The organism is Serratia sp. 201 (assembly GCF_037027545.1).
Classification (GTDB): domain Bacteria; phylum Pseudomonadota; class Gammaproteobacteria; order Enterobacterales; family Enterobacteriaceae; genus Serratia; species Serratia bockelmannii.
Genome location: NZ_JAXCHC010000002.1, coordinates 219889 through 239604, shown reverse-complemented (window position 1 = coordinate 239604; position 19716 = coordinate 219889). Strand labels below are relative to the sequence as shown.

Annotated in this window: 18 protein-coding genes and 1 pseudogene; 11 read left to right on the top strand and 8 right to left on the bottom strand. The window is 57.4% G+C overall.

The window, feature by feature from the left end:
- Nucleotides 1-2: 2 nt before the first annotated feature.
- Complete coding sequence (locus tag WA302_RS09365; protein ID WP_025303836.1) at nt 3-620, bottom strand: LysE family translocator; 618 nt, start codon at nt 618-620, stop codon at nt 3-5.
- Nucleotides 621-813: 193 nt separating this feature from the next.
- Here WA302_RS09365 and WA302_RS09360 point away from each other — a divergent pair, with 193 nt between their 5' ends.
- Nucleotides 814-1275 carry an Lrp/AsnC family transcriptional regulator gene (locus tag WA302_RS09360; RefSeq protein ID WP_019452433.1) on the top strand — a complete coding sequence of 154 codons (462 nt, stop codon included), beginning with the start codon at nt 814-816 and terminating at the stop codon, nt 1273-1275.
- A gap of 36 nt (nt 1276-1311) precedes the next feature.
- On the opposite strand, the gene WA302_RS09355 is transcribed toward WA302_RS09360, so the two are convergent.
- Both WA302_RS09355 and WA302_RS09350 read right to left on the bottom strand, forming a co-directional pair.
- Nucleotides 1312-2520, bottom strand: coding sequence for an NAD(P)/FAD-dependent oxidoreductase (locus tag WA302_RS09355; RefSeq protein ID WP_043140440.1), 1209 nt, complete (start codon nt 2518-2520; stop codon nt 1312-1314).
- Nucleotides 2521-2680: 160 nt separating this feature from the next.
- Nucleotides 2681-3220: an RrF2 family transcriptional regulator gene (locus WA302_RS09350; RefSeq protein WP_025303838.1), complete on the bottom strand. Its 540-nt coding sequence runs from the start codon at nt 3218-3220 to the stop codon at nt 2681-2683.
- A 340-nt stretch (nt 3221-3560) separates the two neighbouring features.
- Between WA302_RS09350 and WA302_RS09345 the strand changes: the two genes are divergently transcribed.
- The 4 genes and pseudogenes from WA302_RS09345 (at nt 3561) to WA302_RS09330 (ending at nt 6393) form a co-directional block, all read left to right on the top strand.
- Entirely contained in the window at nt 3561-5030 is a 1470-nt protein-coding gene (locus tag WA302_RS09345) for a beta-barrel assembly-enhancing protease (protein ID WP_049204829.1), read from the top strand.
- Nucleotides 5031-5050: 20 nt separating this feature from the next.
- Nucleotides 5051-5404: an arsenate reductase (glutaredoxin) gene (arsC, locus tag WA302_RS09340; RefSeq protein ID WP_142591425.1), complete on the top strand. Its 354-nt coding sequence runs from the start codon at nt 5051-5053 to the stop codon at nt 5402-5404.
- 200 nt (nt 5405-5604) lie between these two features.
- A pseudogene (locus tag WA302_RS09335) lies at nt 5605-5811 on the top strand (hypothetical protein); the annotation flags it as partial.
- 36 nt (nt 5812-5847) lie between these two features.
- Nucleotides 5848-6393: a helix-turn-helix transcriptional regulator gene (locus WA302_RS09330; protein WP_197813368.1), complete on the top strand. Its 546-nt coding sequence runs from the start codon at nt 5848-5850 to the stop codon at nt 6391-6393.
- 7 nt (nt 6394-6400) lie between these two features.
- Here WA302_RS09330 and hda read toward each other — a convergent pair whose 3' ends face one another.
- On the bottom strand, nt 6401-7102 hold the full coding sequence (gene hda, locus WA302_RS09325) for a DnaA inactivator Hda (protein ID WP_025159568.1): 702 nt from the start codon (nt 7100-7102) through the stop codon (nt 6401-6403).
- Nucleotides 7103-7374: 272 nt separating this feature from the next.
- On the opposite strand from hda, the gene WA302_RS09320 reads away from it, so the two are divergent.
- Nucleotides 7375-7890 carry a hypothetical protein gene (locus tag WA302_RS09320; protein WP_016926729.1) on the top strand — a complete coding sequence of 172 codons (516 nt, stop codon included), beginning with the start codon at nt 7375-7377 and terminating at the stop codon, nt 7888-7890.
- Between the two features lie 33 nt (nt 7891-7923).
- Nucleotides 7924-8172 (top strand): GlsB/YeaQ/YmgE family stress response membrane protein, encoded by a 249-nt coding sequence (locus WA302_RS09315; protein ID WP_016926728.1) that lies wholly within the window; start codon nt 7924-7926, stop codon nt 8170-8172.
- A 47-nt stretch (nt 8173-8219) separates the two neighbouring features.
- Here WA302_RS09315 and uraA read toward each other — a convergent pair whose 3' ends face one another.
- Both uraA and upp read right to left on the bottom strand, forming a co-directional pair.
- The gene (gene uraA, locus WA302_RS09310; protein ID WP_016926727.1) at nt 8220-9509 is read right to left on the bottom strand and encodes a uracil permease; all 1290 of its coding nucleotides are present in this window, start codon (nt 9507-9509) and stop codon (nt 8220-8222) included.
- Between the two features lie 76 nt (nt 9510-9585).
- Entirely contained in the window at nt 9586-10212 is a 627-nt protein-coding gene (gene upp / locus WA302_RS09305; RefSeq protein WP_004941642.1) for a uracil phosphoribosyltransferase, read from the bottom strand.
- Nucleotides 10213-10467: 255 nt separating this feature from the next.
- Here upp and purM point away from each other — a divergent pair, with 255 nt between their 5' ends.
- The 4 genes from purM to WA302_RS09285 all read left to right on the top strand — a co-directional run bounded on the left by purM (nt 10468) and on the right by WA302_RS09285 (nt 13226).
- Nucleotides 10468-11505, top strand: a complete 1038-nt coding sequence (gene purM, locus WA302_RS09300) for a phosphoribosylformylglycinamidine cyclo-ligase (protein WP_016926726.1) — start codon at nt 10468-10470, stop codon at nt 11503-11505.
- On the top strand, nt 11505-12143 hold the full coding sequence (purN, locus tag WA302_RS09295) for a phosphoribosylglycinamide formyltransferase (protein ID WP_021504400.1): 639 nt from the start codon (nt 11505-11507) through the stop codon (nt 12141-12143). Before purM ends, purN begins: the two co-directional genes overlap by 1 nt.
- Before the next feature lie 113 nt (nt 12144-12256).
- Nucleotides 12257-12808 (top strand): spermidine N1-acetyltransferase, encoded by a 552-nt coding sequence (speG, locus tag WA302_RS09290; RefSeq protein ID WP_004941631.1) that lies wholly within the window; start codon nt 12257-12259, stop codon nt 12806-12808.
- A 202-nt stretch (nt 12809-13010) separates the two neighbouring features.
- Nucleotides 13011-13226 carry a hypothetical protein gene (locus tag WA302_RS09285; protein ID WP_043140451.1) on the top strand — a complete coding sequence of 72 codons (216 nt, stop codon included), beginning with the start codon at nt 13011-13013 and terminating at the stop codon, nt 13224-13226.
- A gap of 137 nt (nt 13227-13363) precedes the next feature.
- Here WA302_RS09285 and WA302_RS09280 read toward each other — a convergent pair whose 3' ends face one another.
- Both WA302_RS09280 and WA302_RS09275 read right to left on the bottom strand, forming a co-directional pair.
- A complete protein-coding gene (locus tag WA302_RS09280) occupies nt 13364-13747 on the bottom strand; it encodes a hypothetical protein (protein ID WP_043140454.1) in 384 nt (127 codons plus the stop codon).
- Nucleotides 13744-19698 carry a DUF637 domain-containing protein gene (locus WA302_RS09275; RefSeq protein ID WP_336063663.1) on the bottom strand — a complete coding sequence of 1985 codons (5955 nt, stop codon included), beginning with the start codon at nt 19696-19698 and terminating at the stop codon, nt 13744-13746. Before WA302_RS09275 ends, WA302_RS09280 begins: the two co-directional genes overlap by 4 nt.
- Nucleotides 19699-19716 lie beyond the last annotated feature (18 nt).

Here is a 19716-nt window from a genome sequence, read left to right as displayed (position 1 = left end):
TGCTATTTCAGGGCCTGCTCGGCCAGCAGCCCGAGCGCGATGACGATCATCGCCGCGCCGGAGATGCGCCCCACTATCTTCGCAGCCTGCGGGCGCGTGCGCAGTACCGACTGCGAACCGAATCCCACCAGCAGATACACCAGGCCGCAGCTGATCAAATGCACGACGCCCAACGCCAGCATCTGCATCGGCACCGACCATTCGGCTCGGGCGTCGGTAAACTGCGGCAGCAGCGCCAGAAACAGCAGAAACACCTTGGGGTTCAAGCCGCTGACGCACACGCCCTTGCCGGCCCAGCGCAGCCAGGAATCGGAACGCTGATCTTCACCGGCGCCGGGCACTGGCGGGTGCAGCAGCATGTTGAAACCGATCCACAACAGATAAGCCGCCCCCAACAGGGTGAGCGCCGTCAGCGCCAGCGGGTTGCCGACCAGCAGCGCGCCGACGCCCGCCACCACAATCGCAATCATCAGCAGATGGCCGAACAGCAAGCCGGCGACGGCGGGCACCACCACCCGGCCGCGAATGCCCGCCGAGATCACATAGGCCCAATCCATACCCGGCGTGATCACCAATAAAATCGACACCGCCCAAAAAGCGGCGAACAGAGCGAGCGTCATGCCGGCGCCCTCTCAGACGCGCCACGCCACACCAAACAGAGAACCATTGCCTTTCCTCGTGGAAGAAGAACGGCCTCCGCCTGCCGCGGTGGCCGTCAAAACCGTTCAACAGATGGCAAGAATATCCTCAAGGCGTTAAAATGTGCTTTCAATTACTTGCCTGAAATCGGCATAAGCGGGGAAATTTTTCCAAATGGATAAGATTGATCGCAAGATTCTTGCTGAACTGCAGGTCGATGGCCGTTTGTCGGTAACCGAGCTGGCCGAGCGGATCGGTTTGAGCGTGTCTCCCTGCCACCGCCGGGTACGGGCATTAGAGGAGTCCGGGGTGATCAGGGGTTACCGCGCCCAGCTCGACCCCGGCAGCCTGGGCTATAACTTTTCCGCCCTGGTGTTCGTCACCATGCGCGAAGGCGATCGCCGCGCCGTTGAAACCTTCGAAAACGCCATGGTGGACATTCCGCAGGTGGTGCAGGCACAGCGGCTGTTTGGCGATCCCGACTATCTGCTGCACGTGATCGCCCGCGATCTGCCCGCCTTCCAGCAGCTTTACGACGAGAAACTCTCCGCTCTGCCGGGCGTGCAGCGCCTGAGCTCCACGCTGGTGATGAAAACCGTGGTGCCGGAGCGCTCGTTCCTGCCGCTGGGCAAATGACGACGGGAGCGTTACCGCTCCCGTTTTCTCTTTTCTTTAAGGCACAATCACGAAATCCGGATTGGCGACGGCAAACAGCGCCTCGCGATCCGCCGCCGGTGGGTAAATCCACTGCGTGTTGATCTCCTGCTTAATCTTTTTGCCTTCCTCACGGGTAAAGCGCACCTGGCGCTCCCAGCCTTCGGTATACAGCGCGCCCCAGGGGCCCAGATCCAGACAGGTTACATACTTCGGCTGGCTGTAAGGGTGCGTCGGCAAGCCCGTCAGTTCCGCCGCCGCATTGTGGCCGGCCACGCGCCCAAGGCTCAGCGCATGCTGGCAGGTCATCAGGTTGTGGTTACCGAGATCGTCGGTCGCCGCCTTCACCGTATCGCCGGTCACGAAAATGCCCGCCGCCGCCGGCGCGCGCAGGAAGGCGTCGCCGATCACCCGGCCGCTGCCGTCGCGCTCGCCGGGGATCTGCTCGGTCAGCGGATGCGCTCGCACGCCCGCCGCCAGGATCACCGTGTTGGCGGCGATGCGCTCACCGTTCGACAGCATCACCCCCTCGGCGTCGATGGCCGAGACGCGCAGGCCGGCCCGCGCTTCCACGCCGCACTCCGCCAACGCCTGGCGTATCACCGCCCCCGGCTCCGCCCCCATCCCGGCGCCCACTTCCGGGGCGGTATCGACGATCACCACGCGCACGTTCTCGTCTTTGCCCAGCGCATCGCGTAGCCGCTGCGGCATCTCCGCCGCGCTCTCCAGCCCGGTCAGCCCCGCGCCCACCACCACGGCGGTGTTGCGCGCCGGCGTCGAGGGTTTGGCCGCCAGCGCGTTGATATGGGCGCCCAAACGCTGTGCGCTTTCCAGCGTATCGACGTTGAAGCCGTATTCGGCAAAGCCCGGCACCGCAGGCACGGACAGCCGGCTGCCGGTGGCCCACACCAAACGATCGTAGGCCAACTCAAGGGGTTCCCCCGTCGCCTGCGCCACCGTGAGCGTTTTAGCAGCGGCATCGATACGCTCTACCATCCCGGCCAGGTGGCGCACACCGACGACGGCGAGCTGCGCGGAAATGTCCGGGTTCATGTTTTCCAGCACGGCTTCATACAGGCGTGGCCGGATGGTAACGGTTGGCGTCGGTGAAACCATGAGCACCTCGATATCGTCATGCTTACCGGCAAGGGTAATGGCGCGCATGGCGGACACGGCGGCCCAAAAACCGGCAAAACCGGAACCGGCAATCACTATTTTCTGCGTCATGGGATGACTCCTTCATACAGGGTTAACCGGGCGACAAGGCTGCCCGCAGTTTTTTCGGATGAACGATGCCGTCCCGCTCCCGTAACAGGGTGCAGAAGGCCCGCCCGCCCCTTCCGAAGAGGCGGGAAAAAGTGTGTTTCGTTTTAAGGAAAGGCGGTGGTTAGGTCTTGGCGCGCGCCGTTTTGCCGCTGCGCGCGGTGCGTTCCGTCATGCGCTCGTCGAGCCAGAGGTTGACCTCGCCGAAGAAGCCTTGCGGCGCTTTGCGGCCAAAACGGGCGGCGACGGCACCGAGAGTCTGCGCCGCCAGCGCATCGCGCATCGCCTTCTCCGCCTGCAGCATCACCGCATGGATAGCGCATTTGCCGGAGACCGCCCAATCCGGCGGGGAGTCATCGAACACCGCGCAGCGCCCGCGCACCTCCTGGCAATCGAACAGCGGCTTGTGCCCTTCGATGGCGTCGATGATCGCCAGAAAACTGATCTCATCCGCCGGGCGCGCCAGCCGGTAGCCGCCACGCACTCCTTCGCTGGCGGCGACGATCCCCGCCTTTTCCAGCTTGGGGAAAATCTTGGCTAGAAAGCTGGGGGAGATGCCCTGCAACTCGGCGAGTTCGCGGCTGCTGAGCGCCCGCTGGTTATCGCCGACCAGCCACAGCAGGCAGTGGATGCCATATTCAACGCTGGTTGTGATGTACGCCATATGTCCGTTTTCAACCGTCAATGAATCTTCAATAACGCAGACTATATGAGTCTGCGTTTATCTTGTCAATAAAACGCGGATCAACTTTGTCCGTGTTTTATTGACAATGCAGGCCACCGGCGACGCAGAAAACGCCCTTCGAAATGAAAAATAAAACTTTTTTGCCCGATTCGCGCCCGGCTAACGTTTCCTTGTTGCCAACGGCTGACTATGATGTGATGGGCACCGCCGCCGCGGTTTGTGAGCCGCCGCACTTTCACGCGGATTGCGCCGTGGGAATAAAGAACTCTTGTCTGCTGCTGACGTCTTAGAAATGATTATTTAAGGGAAACGCCTGACTATGACCAACCGGTTGACCAAAACCGCGTTAGCGGTGCTGCTGCTCGGCACGCTGAACGCCACCGCCCTGGCGCCAGCACAGGCGGAAAGCCAGGACCAGTTGCCGGATATGGGCACCTCCGCCGGCGGCACCCTGAGCATCGGACAAGAACTGGCGATGGGCGATTTTTACGTGCGCCAACTGCGCGCCAGCGCCCCGCTGATCAACGATCCGCTGCTAATCCAATATATCAATCAGCTGGGCAACCGGCTGGTGGCCAGCGCCTATTCGGTGCGCACGCCGTTCCATTTCTATCTGGTGCGCAACGACGAAATCAACGCCTTCGCCTTCTTCGGCGGCAACGTGGTGCTGCATTCCGCCCTGTTCCGCGTCAGCGACAACGAAAGCCAGCTGGCTTCGGTGCTAGCGCACGAAATCTCGCACGTCACCCAGCGCCACCTGGCGCGCGCCATGGAAGATCAGCAGCGCAACGCCCCGTTGACCTGGGTGGGCGCGCTTGGTTCCATCCTGCTGGCGATGGCCAACCCGACCATGGGCATGGCGGCGCTGAGCGGCACCATGGCCGGCACCCAGCAAGGCATGATCAGCTTTACCCAATCGAACGAACAGGAAGCCGATCGCATCGGCATTCAGGTGCTGCAGCGCGCCGGTTTCGATCCGGAAGCGATGCCCGACTTCCTGCAGAAACTCTCGGATCAGTCGCGCTACGCCTCCAAACCGCCGGAAATGCTGCTAACGCACCCGTTGCCGGACAGCCGCCTCTCCGACGCACGCAACCGCGCCAACCAGATGCCGAAACACATCGTGCAGTCCTCGCAGGATTACCTGATGGCCAAGGTGCGCGCACTGGGCATGTACAGTTCGGAAGGCTATGGCCTGAACGAAGAACTGCTCGGATCGCTCAGCAAGGGCAACGTGCGCGAACAGGCGGCCGCCAAATACGGCCGCGCCATCCAGTTCTATGAAGCGAAAAAATACGACGACGCGCGCAACATCATTCAACCGATGCTGGCGCAGGATGCGAAAAACGTCTGGCTGATCGACCTGATGACCGACATCGATCTCGGCCAGAAACGCGCGCCGCAGGCCATCGCCCGCCTGCAGGCGGCCAACGCCGCCCAAAGCAACAATCCGGTGCTGCAGCTCAACCTGGCCAACGCCTATGTCGAAGGCAACCAGCCGGCGCAGGCGTCGAAGATCCTGAACCGCTACACCTTTGCCCATCCGGACGATCCGAACGGCTGGGATCTGCTGGCGCAGGCCAGCGCCGCACAAGGGCTGCGCGATGAAGAGCTGTCGGCCCGTGCCGAAAGCCTGGCGCTGAACGGCCGGCTCGATCAGGCCATCGGCCTGCTCAGCAATGCCAGCTCGCTGCAAAAACTCGGCAGCCTAAAACAGGCGCGCTACGATGCGCGCATCGACCAGCTGCGCCAACTGCAACAGCGCTTCCGCCAATACCAACGCAGCTGATTCAACAAGGAATGAACGCCATGAAAAACATCACGATTTACCACAACCCGCGCTGCTCCAAGAGCCGTGAAACCCTGGCGCTGCTGGAACAGCACGGCGTCGATCCCAAGGTGGTGCTGTACCTCGAAACGCCCCCTACGGTCGATGAGCTGAAAAAGCTGTTGAAGGAACTGGGCTTCACATCCGCGCGCGAGCTGATGCGCAAAAAAGAAGATCTGTACAAGGAATTGAAGCTGGCGGACGACAGCCTGAGCGAAGAGCAACTGCTGGCGGCAATGACGACGAACCCGAAACTGATCGAACGCCCGATCGTGGTAAAAGGCAGCAAGGCGCGCATCGGCCGACCGCCGGAGCAGGTGCTGGAGATTTTGTAATCGTCCGGAAAGTCTGTTATTGAACCGCAAAATACCAATAGCCCTGAACAGGGCTATTTTTAATTGTTTGTTATATAAATACTTTTCATCATCCCAGTCTTCTTCTACTGCTATGCTGCGCAAACGCCAAATCTCTCGGTGAAACAGCCGTTGACAATCGTCAACACCCCGCCTACCCTGAGCGCATCACTGGACGAGCGATGAAAAAACACCCAGACAAGCACATTCAGGCGGCATTAGCTTACGCCCTTTCTCAGGGTTGGTATTTTCGGCCCAGCAAGGGGCACGCATTTGGTCGGCTACATTGCGCCTTTGTCGGGCACCAAGAACATATGATGAGCATCTGGAGCACGCCAAAAAACCCAGAGGTACATGCCAAACAGATTCGGCGCAAGGTCGATCACTGCCTGGCCTGTCGCAGAAAAAATAACCGGAGAATCACCATGACGCTTTATCATTTCGCATTGACGCTGGGCGGGGTCACTGCCGATACCGCCGGGCTGGAGGATGCGCTGTATGCGGCGGGATGCGATGACGCGCTGATCTGTTTCTACGGTAAAGCCGTTTACCTGGAATTCGATCGAGAAAGCGATAACTTTGCGCACGCGATTTGCAGCGCCATCAGCGATATCGAGTCTGCAATTATTGGCGCCAAGGTGATATCGGTGGACTCCAGCCTGGTAGGGTTAAGCGATATTGCCGAGCTCACTGAACTGTCACGTCAGGCGATCGCCATGCTAAAAGACGGGACTCGCGGCCCCGGCGGCTTCCCTTCCCCCATTCAACGGCTCGGCGGCGCCTCACCGCTATGGCGCTGGGCTGACGTGGCGGCCTGGTTGGCACAGCAGGGGAAAATCGACCCACGGCTAGCAGACAATGCGCAGTGTCTGGAATACATCAATCTCGCTTTGCAACTGCGAAGCGATCGGCAACGCCAGCAGGTTGAGCATTATTGCACCCTGCTGGAACATGCAGAAAAACAGGCTTGATGGCTCGTTACAGCCCCAGGATCTCTTTAACGAACGGGATGGTCAGCTTGCGCTGGGCGGTGATCGAGGCGCGATCGAGCTGATCGAGAGTCATAAACAGCGTGCGCATCTCGCGATCCAGCCGTTTCAACAGGAAGCGGCCCACGTCTTCCGGCAGCTCGAAGCCGCGCAGTTTGCCGCGCAGCTGCAGCGCCAGCAGTTTCTCTTCGTCCGACAGCGGCTGCAGCTTGTAGATCTGCCCCCAGTCCAGGCGCGAAGCCAGATCCGGCAAACGCAGGTTCAGCTGACGCGGCGGGCGATCCCCGGTGATGAACAACCGGGTGCGGCCGGTTTCCAGGATGCGGTTGTAGAGGTTGAAGATCGCCATCTCCCACTCTTCGTCGCCGGCGATGCATTCGATATTGTCGATGCAGACCAGCGCCAGCTGCTCCATGCCGTCCAACACTTCAGGCACGAAGTAAGCGCGCTTGTCGAGCGGCACATAGCCCACCGCTTCGCCTTTCTGCGAAAGCTCGGCGCAGGCCGCATGCAGCAGATGGCTGCGCCCGCCGCCTTCACGCGACCAGAAATAGATATAGCTGCCATGTTCCTGACGGACGGCGGATTGGATCGCGGCTAATAGGGATGGGTTCTCGCCCGGATAAAAACTGGCGAAAGTTTCATCATCGGGAAGATAAAGTGGCAGTGAAAGCTGTGCCGGCGTATTCAGAGAAGCACCTCAACCAAAACTGGCAGAAAAACGTGGGCAGTTTAACACAGAAAACGGGCGCTGTTGAACCGGCAGGATCTTATGCCGCAATAGTGAACAATGCCTAAGCGCCGCTTGATCGGCGGCGGCACCCGTCGAGGCAAGAATTATCCGATATCATTCCCTAACTCCATGCCTGCGCAGGTTAAATTTGTAATTTAAGTAAAATCTGACCTAGTATAGGTAGGCTAAATGCAATCACCATCAACAAGGTTTCTGCAAGGATATAGACGATGAAAGTATGGAATAAAGTGCTGTTGGCCTCCTTTATCGGGTTGTTGGTTGCCGGCTGTGATGACTCGTCCAAGGTTGACGCCAACCTGGATAAAGCCAAAGACAGCGCCGAGCAGATGAAAGACGCCGCCCAGAAAAAAGCGGACGATCTGACGGACAAAGCGAAAGCGACGGCGGATGAAATCAAAAAAGAGGCCGCCACTCAGGCGGATCAGCTGAAAGACAAAGCTTCGGCGATTAAAGAAGACGCCGCCAAGCAGGCGGACGCCATCACCAACGACGCCAAGGCCAAAGCCGCCGCGATCAAAGACGACGCAGGTAAACAGAGCCAGCAGTTGGTGGATCAGGCCAAGGCCATCAAAAACGACGCCATCAACGGCGCCAACGATCTGACCGAGCAGGCCAAGGCGAAGACCGAAGCCATCAAGAACAGCGCCGAAAACAAAGCGCAAGAGTTGAAACAAGAGACCGATGCGGCGGTGAACGGCAATACTCAGCCGGCCACCCAGCAGTAAGCTATTCTCAGCCACCAAAGAAAGGAGCAGTAAATGGGGATTATTTCCTGGATTATCTTCGGCCTGATCGCCGGTATTTTGGCTAAGTGGATCATGCCCGGCAAAGACGGCGGCGGCTTTATTCTGACCGTCGTGCTGGGGATCATCGGCGCCGTGGTCGGCGGCTATATCAGCACCTTCTTCGGCTACGGCAAGGTTGACGGCTTCAACTTCGGCAGCTTCGTGGTGGCGGTTATCGGCGCCATCGTGGTGCTGTTCGTGTACCGCAAAATTCGCAGCTAAGGCGAATGCCATAAGTCAAAAGGGCAGCCCCTGGGCTGCCCTTTTCGTTACTTCTGCTCCGCCGATTCGTCCGGCGCGTCAAGCACCTCTTCTTCCTTGCGGAACAAGCTGATGACCTTGAACAGCAGGCTCAGGCCGATCCCCACGATGGTCGCCAGCGCCATGCCTTTCAGCTCCGCCGCGCCGATGTGCACCTTGGCGCCGCTCACGCCGATGATCAGGATCACCGAGGTTAAAATCAGGTTTTGCGCTTTGTTGTAATCCACTTTGGACTCGATCAGCACGCGAATGCCCGAAGCGCCGATCACACCGTACAGCAGCAGGGAAACGCCGCCCATCACCGGCACCGGCACCGCCTGGATCGCCGCCGCCAGCTTACCGATGCAGGACAACAGGATCGCCAGCACCGCCGCGCCGCCGATCACCCAGGTGCTGTAGACCTTGGTGATGGCCATCACGCCGATGTTCTCGCCATAGGTGGTGTTCGGCGTGGAGCCGAAGAAGCCGGAGAACACCGTCGAGATGCCGTTTGCGAACATCGAGCGGTGCAGGCCCGGATCGCGGATCAGGTCTTTTTTCACGATGTTGGCGGTCACCACCAGGTGGCCGACGTGCTCGGCGATCACCACCAGCGCCGCCGGCAGAATGGTGAAGATGGCGAACCACTCAAAGCGCGGGGTGTAGAAGGTCGGCAGCGCGAACCAGTGCGCCTCGCGGATCGGGGTCAAATCCACCACGCCCATGAAGAACGACAGCGCATAGCCCACCAGCACGCCGATCAGGATCGGGATAATCGCCAGGAAGCCGCGGAACAGCACCGAACCGAGCACCGTGACCGCCAGCGTCACCAGCGAAATGGTGATGGTGGTCGAATCGGCGCTGGTGCCTTCCGCCGGCAGCAGCCCCGCCATGTTGGCCGCTACGCCCGCCAGCTCCAGCCCGATGACGGCGACGATCGCCCCCATCGCCGCCGGCGGGAACATCACGTCCAGCCAGCCGGTGCCGGCCTTTTTCACGATCAGCGCCACCAGGCAGAACAGCACGCCGCACATGATGAAACCGCCCAACGCCACTTCGTAACCGAGCGGCAACAGCAGCAGCACCGGCGAGATAAACGCGAAGCTGGAGCCGAGGTAGGCCGGGATCTTGCCTTTACAGATGAACAGATACAGCAGCGTGCCTATGCCGTTGAACAACAGCACGGTCGCCGGGTTGATCTTGAACAGGATAGGCACCAGCACGGTGGCGCCAAACATGGCGAACAGGTGCTGGAAGCTGAGCGGAATGGTCTGGAGCAGCGGCGGGCGCTCGCTGACGCCGATGGCGCGACGGGTCATGTGTGCTTTTCCTCGGTTTATTGGTTTTATAGGTTTTAGTCAAAAAAAAGCCGACTCGTTAAGTCGGCTCAAATGTTTACTTAGTACCAAATATCTTGTCGCCCGCATCGCCCAGGCCAGGCACGATGTAGCCCTTGTCGTTCAGACACTGATCGATGGAGGCGGTGTACAGCTCAACGTCCGGATGCGCTTTCTCCAGCGCGGCGATGCCTTCCGGCGCTGCGACCAGGACCAGCACCTTGATGCTGTGGCAGCCGGCTTTCTTCAGCAGATCGATAGTGGCGATCATCGAACCGCCGGTGGCCAGCATCGGGTCGACGACCAGCGCCATGCGCTCTTCGATGTTGGAAACCAGCTTCTGGAAGTACGGCACCGGCTCCAGGGTTTCTTCGTCGCGGTATACGCCCACCACGCTGATGCGCGCGCTCGGCACGTGCTCCAGCACCCCTTCCATCATGCCCAGACCTGCGCGCAGGATTGGCACTACGGTAATCTTTTTCCCTTTGATCTGATCCACTTCAACTGGCCCGCACCAGCCTTCGATGGTGACTTTTTCCGTCTCCAGATCGGCGGTCGCTTCATAGGTCAGTAAACTACCCACTTCTGAGGCCAGCTCACGGAAGCGTTTGGTGCTGATGTCATTTTCACGCATCAGGCCAAGCTTGTGTTTTACCAGCGGGTGTTTCACCTCAACGATCTTCATCATTTTTCTCCTATTAAGGTGGTTGCGGCCAAAAAAATCGCGGGATTATACCTCCTTTTTTTCGCCGCGCCACCCACAATAGCCCGATCGGGATCAACAAAAGTTTGAATATCAGTATAGATGACGAAAAAGCGGAGCCGGTTCACAAGCCGCTCGCAAACGTTTGCCTGCGCTGTTAGAATTGCCGCGCCTTATTCCGGAATCAACATCGGAAGCACAGTTTTCAAACCGCAAATCGTCGTGGGGAATCGCGCAGTGACCGACAAAACCTCTCTCAGCTATAAAGACGCAGGTGTCGATATCGATGCAGGCAACGCATTGGTAGATCGCATCAAAGGTGTAGTTAAACAGACCCGTCGCCCGGAAGTGATGGGCGGTCTGGGCGGGTTTGGCGCCCTGTGTGCGTTGCCGCAGAAATACCGCGAGCCGGTGCTGGTTTCCGGTACCGACGGCGTGGGCACCAAGCTGCGTCTGGCGATGGATCTGAAACGCCACGACACCATCGGCATCGATCTGGTGGCGATGTGCGTCAACGATCTGGTGGTTCAGGGCGCCGAGCCACTGTTCTTCCTCGACTACTACGCGACCGGCAAGCTGGACGTGGACACCGCGGCCAGCGTGATCACCGGCATCGCCGAGGGCTGCAAACAGTCTGGCTGTGCGCTGGTGGGCGGCGAAACCGCTGAAATGCCGGGCATGTACCACGGCGAAGACTACGACGTGGCCGGTTTCTGCGTCGGCGTGGTCGAAAAATCCGAGATCATCGACGGCAGCAAAGTGCAGTCCGGCGACGCGCTGATCGCCCTGGGCGCTTCCGGCCCACACTCCAACGGCTACTCGCTGGTGCGCAAAATCCTGGAAGTGAGCAACACCGATCCGACCGCCACTCAGTTGGAAGGCAAGCCGCTGGCCGACCACCTGCTGGCGCCGACCAAAATTTACGTGAAGTCCGTGCTGGAGCTGATCGAGAAGGTTGACGTCCACGCCATCGCTCACCTCACCGGCGGCGGCTTCTGGGAAAACATTCCGCGCGTGCTGCCGGAAGGCATGCAGGCGGTGATCGACGAAGCCAGCTGGCAGTGGCCGGCGGTGTTCACCTGGCTGCAGCAGGCCGGTAACGTCAGCCGTCATGAAATGTATCGCACCTTCAACTGCGGCGTAGGCATGGTCATCGCCCTGCCGGAAGCCGAAGTGGAAGCGGCCATCGCGCTGCTGACCGCGGCAGGTGAAAAAGCGTGGAAAATCGGTAAACTGACCGCCTCTTCCGACGAACAACAAGTGGTCATCAACTGATGAAAAAGATCGTGGTGTTGGTCTCCGGCCAGGGGAGCAATCTCCAGGCGCTGATTGACGCCTGCCAGCAGGGCCGCATCGCCGCTGAAATCGTGGCGGTGTTCAGCAACAAGGCGCAGGCTTATGGCCTGCAACGCGCCGAAGCGGCGGGCATCGCCGCCCAGGCGCTGGATGCCAAGGCCTACGCCGATCGCACGGCGTTCGACGCCGCGTTGGCGGACGCCATCGACCAGCACCAGCCCGATCTGGTGGTGCTGGCCGGCTACATGCGCATCCTCAGCCCGCAGTTCGTGCAGCGTTATGCCGGCCGCATGCTGAACATCCACCCTTCCCTGCTGCCGAAATACCCGGGTCTGCATACCCACCGTCAGGCCATCGACAACGGCGACAGCGAACACGGCACCTCGGTGCACTTCGTGACCGAACAGCTCGACGGCGGCCCGGTGATTTTACAGGCCAAGGTGCCGATTTTCGCTGACGACGAAGAGGATGACGTGGTTGAACGGGTGCAAACCCAAGAACACACGATCTATCCGCTGGTGGTGAGCTGGTTCGTCGACGGTCGCCTGGCGATGCGCGATGGCGCCGCCTGGCTGGACGGCGAACGCCTGCCTGAGCAGGGTCACGCCGCCGACTGATGCGCGCAGCCTGAACCTTGCCTAAACGGCGCCCACGCGGCGCCGTTTTTTTTCGCCTTCATCCATTCTGTGAAGTTATACTTTGCACAATTTCACGGCACAGAGGAGCCCACATGTCCAGCACTGCCAGCGTCAGGTTACGCCCATTGGAACGGGACGATCTGTCGTTCGTCCACCAGATGGACAACAACGCCAGCGTCATGCGCTATTGGTTTGAAGAACCCTACGAAGCCTTTGTCGAGCTTTCCGATCTCTACGACAAACACATCCACGATCAGAGTGAGCGCCGCTTTATCATCGAGCACGAAGGCGCCAAGGTCGGCCTGGTAGAGCTGGTGGAGATCGATCACATCCACCGCCGCGCTGAGTTCCAGATCATCATCGATCCTGCCCACCAGGGCAAAGGCTACGCCAGCACCGCCGCCCGTCTGGCGATGGACTACGGTTTCTCGGTGCTGAACCTGTACAAGCTGTACCTGATCGTCGACAAGGAGAACCCGAAGGCGATCCACATCTACAGCAAGCTGGGCTTCAACGTGGAAGGCGAACTGATCGACGAGTTCTTCGTCAACGGCGAATACCGCACCGTGCTGCGCATGTGCATCTTCCAGCCGCAATACCTGGCGAAGTTCAAAACGCCCAATGATAAGCCGCTGGTGAAGTGACAATTCGCGAGAAAAAAGAGAAAACCCGCCCAGGCGGGTTTTCTCTTGGGAAATAAGCAGCTAGTATTAAGGCATATTATTTTATCGTCAGGAAATAGCCTGATGAATACGAAAATAAATAATATTTCCCAAGATAATTAATCGAACAATAATTAATAGTGATAATAAGAGTTACCCTCTGCCTCTACAAAGGAAAAATGCCATGACGACCGTCTCAAACCTGCTGCTTTTTATCGGCCTGGCGATGCTCGCCATCGCCGCCGGCCTGAATACCTATAGCGGCTACGCCTCCGCAGATCCCAATAGCACCCCGCTGTTTTCCTCACTCTGGTGGACGCGTTGGTTCCCGCTCTATGCCTCAGGGGCTGCGTTGCTGCTGGTGGGGGTAGTGTTGCGGGTTTCGGGGCGGGGACGTTAAAAACAGAAAACGGCTCCGAAGAGCCGTTCATATGGGTGTTAGATTTCCGTCAACCGTGGCCTATAGTGGTACTTTTTACCTTGGCTCATTTGCATGAGCAAAGCGTGCCTAACCTCAAACTGTTGGGAGCGGTGAGGTTACTCAGGCTTCTCAAGCAATCCAAGCAACTCCATATCATAAAGCAAATCGCTTTTTTCATCTTCGCCAATACCTTGAATTAGAGATTCAAGGTTTGTTTTTTCCAAAATGGAAGAAATTGAGTTTCGGTAATTATTCTCAACATCTTTTGGCCCTCTACCGGCTATAAGGATGAGTGTAAACACTTTCAGCATTAACATTTCCACAGGCGATAACTGTGCATTTTCGTATTGATAAGATGCATACCCTATTTCTTCAATACCGTACTCCCAGGTCGTACCATTTTTATTAAAAGCATTAATGTGACTTCTACAACAGCTATAAAAGCAATCTAAATACTCAGCTCGCAATTCTTCATAAGTCATGCGTTCTTCATCCATCATTTCAATCTCCCAGGGATCAGCATTACGTCGTTATTGTCGAGAACCTCTACTTTTATTCCAGGGTATTTTTTCTGAAATTGTTCTACGACACCCAAGCAGCTATCACATGCAGCACGTTCAGTGAAAATGGTGACTCTCCCCTCAGCTGATACATTGTTACCTAACTTATCAGCCAGGTTGTCCAGAATTTTGTACTCTGAATCTGTATTCCTAGATATGAGGATACCATCAGAACTTTTAATGGTTTCATATTTAAAGTTTTGGTTTCCATCACCTATGAAACTTTTTTCTGCTTTAGCTATCCTGCTGTGTGCCGCAAGTGTTTTCGGCATACCAGGAACATCGATTTGTGCAACAGCTGCATTTCCTTTTTTTCGGATTTTTTCCGCAAATGGCGCCCTAGCATCCAGCACTTGCTGCCTGAACGCAGCCGCCTGTTGAACGGTCTTCTCATTGACCAGATACCCTTTCCAGGCGCTGGTTGGGCCTACCAATTTGGATGACAGGTATTGGTTGCCGACGTTTGCTTTACCCATACCGGCAAATGTGCTGGCAATAGAGACCGCCATCACCGAGGCATTCACCCAGTCCGGCGACCACCCAGTCAACTTGCTGATTTGTTCTATCTGCTGGTTGCGAGCAAACAGCTGGCCGTCGGTTATCTGGTCGCCCAAATCATACGTGAATAACTTTTCGCTGTCATAGCCGGCAAACGCCGGATAGTTGCCGAAGCGCTGACGCTCTTTTTGTACCCAGTAGTTGGCGATGAGACCGTCTTCATCCCGCGTTGACGGGTACTTATTCATCAGGGCTTCAAACTGCTTGCGTTCGTCTGAGCTCAACGCCTCTTGCGTGGTGCAAGCTACTTTTCGGCATGAAGCCGCCATCAGACGCGCTTCTTTTTCCTTGTCGCCCTTAGCCAACTCTTTAATCGCGTTGAGTTCTTCCTGATGCAGCTGTCGATTGAAGCGTTCGACAAACTCCCCCGCATTTGCACCGCTGGTGGCACCTGCGGCTTTGGCAGTTACGATGGCCCCTGCAAAGGCGCCCGCTACGCGGCTGATCTGAGCCTGACGCTCTTGCCAACCTTCACTTCTGACCAGATTATCATTGATGATCACCCCGGCCAGCTCCGCTGCCAGCGCCCCGGCCGCCGCGCCTTTGGCATTGCCCTTGCCGATTTCTGCGGCCACGCCCGCCAGAACGGCATGGCTTACGGCCCGGCCCGGTATATCGAGAACCTGACCGTTATCCCCAATCAGGTTGGCGCCCTCGGCCTGAACCTGACTGCCGATGTTCGCCAGCAGCGCATTGGTCAGGTTGTCTTTGAAACTGCCGCCATTAATGGCGGTATTCAGGCTGGAGCTGATGACCGACTGCCCGGCCACCCGCTGCGCCACCTTGCTCCAGTCACCGTTGCTCAGCTGCGGCAGTTTGACGTTGTTCGGGTTAAGCGGTTTGCCCGCCGCGTCCTTGCTCCAGCCCATCGCGCTGTCGAAGCCATTGAGCGCGCCGCCGATCGCCATCGCCGTGGCGGTCGCTTTGACGTTTTCATTTCGGCCCAACGCCTGCAGGGTTTTCGACAGGTTGCCCTGATTCTCCACCAGCGCCACCGCCGCCTGAGAGGCCAAAGAAGACATACCAGCGGTGACTGCGCCGCTGGTTATCGCCCCGCCGCCTACGGCGCCGGAAACGCTGGAAGCCGCCGTAGCCGCCAATGAACTGCCCGCGGTCACCGCCGCGGCCGCAATGGCGATCACCGCCGCCACCGCCGGGTTCAGGTGCTGGCTTTTGTAATCCCAGCTGTCGTAAGCGTCTTTGACCTTGCTCCACTGCACGTCGTTGCGCTTGTTCAGATCTTTGACCCAGGTGGTGCCCGGCGTATTGCCCAAGGCGTCGATGGCGCTTTGCAGCGCCTGCCCGTTTTTCACCTTCACATCGGCGCTGACGCCCTTGGCGGCTTCCACGGTCAGGGCTCCACCGGTATGAATGCTCGGCAGCACCCACTTATTGTCTTCGTATCCTTTATTGGCCTGCTTGATAAAGAAGCCTTTCGAATTGCTGACGGTCTGTTCGAAAGAGGTGTTTTTCACCGCACGGAAGTTAACCTGGCCACGGGAGCTGGTCAGGCGCGCGTTTTGCCCGGCGGCGATTTTGCTGGCTTCATAGGTGCTGTCGTCGCGGCTCATCAGCGTGATATTGCCTGCGGCGGTAAACTCGGTGACCTTGTTGGTCACGTCATGGCGGGTCTGCTTAACCTCGGTTTTCTTACCCCACCATTTGCGCTTGGTTTCCTTTTTCTCGTAGTGGCTGGACTCCTCCATCGCCTGGGCGTAGAGATAGCCACCCTTGGCGGCTATATCCATATTGCCGACACGCATGGCTTCGGCCTGGTTGTGGGCGTCGGCATAGGCTTTCAGCCTTGTTTCTTCCGCATGTTTAGCTTGGGCTTCCTGTCGAACGCTAACTAATTTCCTATTTGCGTTTACCTTTTCACTATCAACAGAATTCAATGCTTGTTGGGCTGCGTATATCTCATTCTTTTTTTTGATTATGCGTTGACGCAAATTTTCATATTCATCTATCGTCTTTTTTCGAATTGCCAGCGCAATCTCATAACCATCACCGGATGTTTCCGCAGGATCGACACCATAAGGGAATGGGTCAAATGCCTTTCCTCCCTCATTAAGCAATCTATCCAGATCTGAACGGGTTTTTATTTCAATATTCCCCATATCGAGGTGATAAGTCCCCGTGCCCGGTATCGTTACAGAACTACTGTGCTTGTATGAAATAGGATGCTGAGCTGGATTATCGAGTAACAAGCCTTCAGGCGTATTTCTAACGTTGTTCAGCACATTCTGTTTTTGATTGACATTTTGCTCTGCATTTCTAACCGCCTGCTCCGCCGACGCAATACGACTCCCCCAATCCGTCACCGCTACCGGTGATTTCCAGTTCGCCCCTAATCCTTTAACCACCAGCTTGGTCGCCTGGAACAGAATGCTGCCGCCGGAAATCACCGTCATCAGGCCGCCGGCATTCAGCTCGGTACCTTGCTGGGTACGGGTTTCGGTGAACTCGTTGCCGCTCTCGCGGTAAGTGTGGTTTTGCACCGCCTCGAAGCGCATATCGCCGCCGGAGGTCAGCGTCATGTTGGCGCCGGAAGTCAGCTTGGCGCCGTAAGTCAGCAGTTGGTTGTTCGCCGACGCGGTCAGGTTTTTCCCGGCGCTGAGGGTAGTGACCACATGGCGATCGTCTTTGTTGTTGTCGTTGGCGGCATCAATGGCGGAATAGGCCAGATTCGACAACCATAGATTCTGCCCGGCCAGCAGCGTGATATTACCGTTGGCGGAGAGCGCGCCGCCCTGTGTGCCGATGTCGCGGGCCGAGTTAATCAATAAATTGCCGCCGGCGTGTACCCGGCTACCCAGTTCAGGCGTGCGGGAAGAGGGGAACAAGCGACTAAATTGCTCCCCCAATTCGCGATAGTTCAGATCGGCATTATGGCCGGCCAACAGCGTGACATCTTTACCTGCTTTAATGTGCGTCCCGCGCAACGCCAGATAACCGCCGCTGTTGAGCAGCACTGAACCACTGGCGTTCAACTGTCCGGCATTTAGCAGTTGGTTGAACTGCGTTTGTCGTTGTTCAGGAGATAAATTCTGCGCTAAACGATCGTTATTCAACGCCTCGTCATTTCTGACAATCGAAACAGTGCCGTTCGCCGTCATTGCAATATTTTGGCTTTGCGGCGCGAAGTGCGTGTTACGTAGATAAATACCTTGCCCGGCATTTAAGGTTAAGTCCCCGGCAGCATTCAATTGGCTCAGCCAGCGGGCACCATCGACGCCGAAATAGCGCGGGCTAGGTACAGTGTGCACTTTGACGTTGCCGTTGCGGCTGGTCAAAGTGACATGATGTCCCTTCAGATAGCTTTGACGGGCATCCAGCTCATTCACTGCTGCAACGTTCAGACTCTTGCCCGCAGTTAGCTCAGCACCGTCGGTGTAAAACACATCATCGGCAACCACAGTCAGGTCGTTACGCGCGTTTATTTTATCGGTACTGATAACACGTCCCGCATGCAGCACAATGTTGTGAGCTACCAGTGAGTCAGGCCGTCCCGAAGCCACCACCTCACTAAGCTGATTTCCCGCCGGCGTCGAAGTTTTAATTTCTATCTGATTTTTAAAATCCGCAACCAAATTGCCGCCCGCCAACATGGCTGAGGCCGGATAGCCAGAAGCCGACCAGCTCTTTTGCCCGCCTTTTCTGACATAAATGACATATTCCGGGATCGACGATTTCTGATCCTGCCATTTATGTCCCAGAACAACGTTAGGATTCGGCACCTTCGGTTCGAACAGTGCATAGTCGTTCATGTCCCCCGTCATTTCACTGCGCACGCCCAGATTATTACCAGTTAAAATCAGATCGTTAGTCGCTTTTATTGTGCTGACGTGGTTCCAAAGCTCCGACGCATTAATGTAGGCATTCTTCCCTGAAATGATTTCTGCGGGACGGCTGTCGGTCACTACGGTAAAACGCGCGCGTTCACTGTTAACCCAGGGCGTTTTTTTGAAATCGACGTGTCCCAACCAGGTGAAATTTTTATCTTCAAAGTCCGCCAAATAATCAAAAAATTGGTAATCGAATTGCCCCTCGTACACACCATCAGCCAACCAACGATCGATATCCTTGTTGTCCTTCGGCGCGTTGTTGGAGGAAATGGCGAACTGCTGGCGAACGTTGTTCAAACTCTCCGTGCGTATCACTAAATCGCCGCTGTTGGTCAGGATTTTCGCCGAACGGTTCTCGACGGATTTAGCCTTGTTGCCCTGAGCATCCTTTTGGATCCACATATTTTTATTGGCGTGCAACTTGGCGTTTTCCCCGGCGTTGCGGATATGGTCGCCGAAGATGCGCATATCGCCGCTGGTGCTGGTTTGCCCGTCATTCACCAGCGTCGTTGCTGCCAGCGTGGCGTTGCCGTCCGCCTGCACGACAGTACCCCGCGTAATGTGCAATCCCTTGGCACTGACATTGAGGTCACCCTTGCTGTGCGTGGTGCCGTTAAGCACCAGGTTACCGTTAACGCTCAGCGTAATATCCCGCTGTTTGCTGATGAGGTCTTTCAGGTTCACCCCCACCCCATCCTCGTTGGCCACCAGGCGGATTTTGTTGGCGTACATGCCGCCCAGCGCTTTGGTATCCACGGCCAGTTGGGGCTTAGCGCCTTCACCGGCGATCGGTTTGATGCTGCCGTCCTTGAAGCTGATGCGGTTGGCGCCCTGAGTCAGAGACAGATTTTGTGCATTGATTTTGCCGTTCAACTCGGTGGCGCGGCTGATGATATCGACATAGTCGGCGCCGCTGCCGTCCAGCCCTTTACCGCCGATGGTGACGCCGCCTTTTTTCACCTCCAGCGCTTCCAGCGCGCCCTGCTTGTCGAACTGCGGTTTGCCGGTGGTCAGCGTCACGCCCGGCGCGTTGATAAAGCCGCAGCCGTCGCAGGTGATGCCATTCGGGTTGGCGATCATCACGTTGGCCTTGTTGCCGAATACCTCGAGTTTACCCTGCAACTCGGAACGACTGCCGCCGATCACCTCATTGATGATCAACTCCGCCGGTTTTCCCTTCAGGTAGGTGTTGCCCTGCGCGCTGTAGATCTCCACGCCCAGCTGCGTTTTGCCGCCGTGCGTGGCGTTATTCAATACGGCACCCTGTGGCCCAACGTTGAAATCTTTATAGGTGTTGTGGGAGATGCCCGCACCGTTCGGCGTGGCGATATTCACCACCGGTACGTTGCCCGGCTTGATAACCACCTGCGTATTGCCGTTAGCGGCGGTAATGCCGGCGGCGAACGCCGGGTGCAACGGCTGGAAAGCCGTCAGGTAGATCAGCAAATAGCTGGCGCCCCGCGCCAGCGGATGATTGAGCTTATCCATATTCATTCCTTCGAAAGG

What these genes read in the sequence shown, in the direction of transcription:
- WA302_RS09365 (WP_025303836.1), bottom strand. Translation starts at nt 620, where the DNA reads ATGACGCTCGCTCTGTTCGCCGCTTTTTGGGCGGTGTCGATTTTATTG.
- WA302_RS09360 (WP_019452433.1), top strand. Translation starts at nt 814, where the DNA reads ATGGATAAGATTGATCGCAAGATTCTTGCTGAACTGCAGGTCGATGGC.
- WA302_RS09355 (WP_043140440.1), bottom strand. Translation starts at nt 2,520, where the DNA reads ATGACGCAGAAAATAGTGATTGCCGGTTCCGGTTTTGCCGGTTTTTGG.
- WA302_RS09350 (WP_025303838.1), bottom strand. Translation starts at nt 3,220, where the DNA reads ATGGCGTACATCACAACCAGCGTTGAATATGGCATCCACTGCCTGCTG.
- WA302_RS09345 (WP_049204829.1), top strand. Translation starts at nt 3,561, where the DNA reads ATGACCAACCGGTTGACCAAAACCGCGTTAGCGGTGCTGCTGCTCGGC.
- arsC (WP_142591425.1), top strand. Translation starts at nt 5,051, where the DNA reads ATGAAAAACATCACGATTTACCACAACCCGCGCTGCTCCAAGAGCCGT.
- WA302_RS09330 (WP_197813368.1), top strand. Translation starts at nt 5,848, where the DNA reads ATGACGCTTTATCATTTCGCATTGACGCTGGGCGGGGTCACTGCCGAT.
- WA302_RS09320 (WP_016926729.1), top strand. Translation starts at nt 7,375, where the DNA reads ATGAAAGTATGGAATAAAGTGCTGTTGGCCTCCTTTATCGGGTTGTTG.
- WA302_RS09315 (WP_016926728.1), top strand. Translation starts at nt 7,924, where the DNA reads ATGGGGATTATTTCCTGGATTATCTTCGGCCTGATCGCCGGTATTTTG.
- uraA (WP_016926727.1), bottom strand. Translation starts at nt 9,509, where the DNA reads ATGACCCGTCGCGCCATCGGCGTCAGCGAGCGCCCGCCGCTGCTCCAG.
- upp (WP_004941642.1), bottom strand. Translation starts at nt 10,212, where the DNA reads ATGAAGATCGTTGAGGTGAAACACCCGCTGGTAAAACACAAGCTTGGC.
- purN (WP_021504400.1), top strand. Translation starts at nt 11,505, where the DNA reads ATGAAAAAGATCGTGGTGTTGGTCTCCGGCCAGGGGAGCAATCTCCAG.
- speG (WP_004941631.1), top strand. Translation starts at nt 12,257, where the DNA reads ATGTCCAGCACTGCCAGCGTCAGGTTACGCCCATTGGAACGGGACGAT.
- WA302_RS09285 (WP_043140451.1), top strand. Translation starts at nt 13,011, where the DNA reads ATGACGACCGTCTCAAACCTGCTGCTTTTTATCGGCCTGGCGATGCTC.
- WA302_RS09280 (WP_043140454.1), bottom strand. Translation starts at nt 13,747, where the DNA reads ATGATGGATGAAGAACGCATGACTTATGAAGAATTGCGAGCTGAGTAT.
- WA302_RS09275 (WP_336063663.1), bottom strand. Translation starts at nt 19,698, where the DNA reads ATGGATAAGCTCAATCATCCGCTGGCGCGGGGCGCCAGCTATTTGCTG.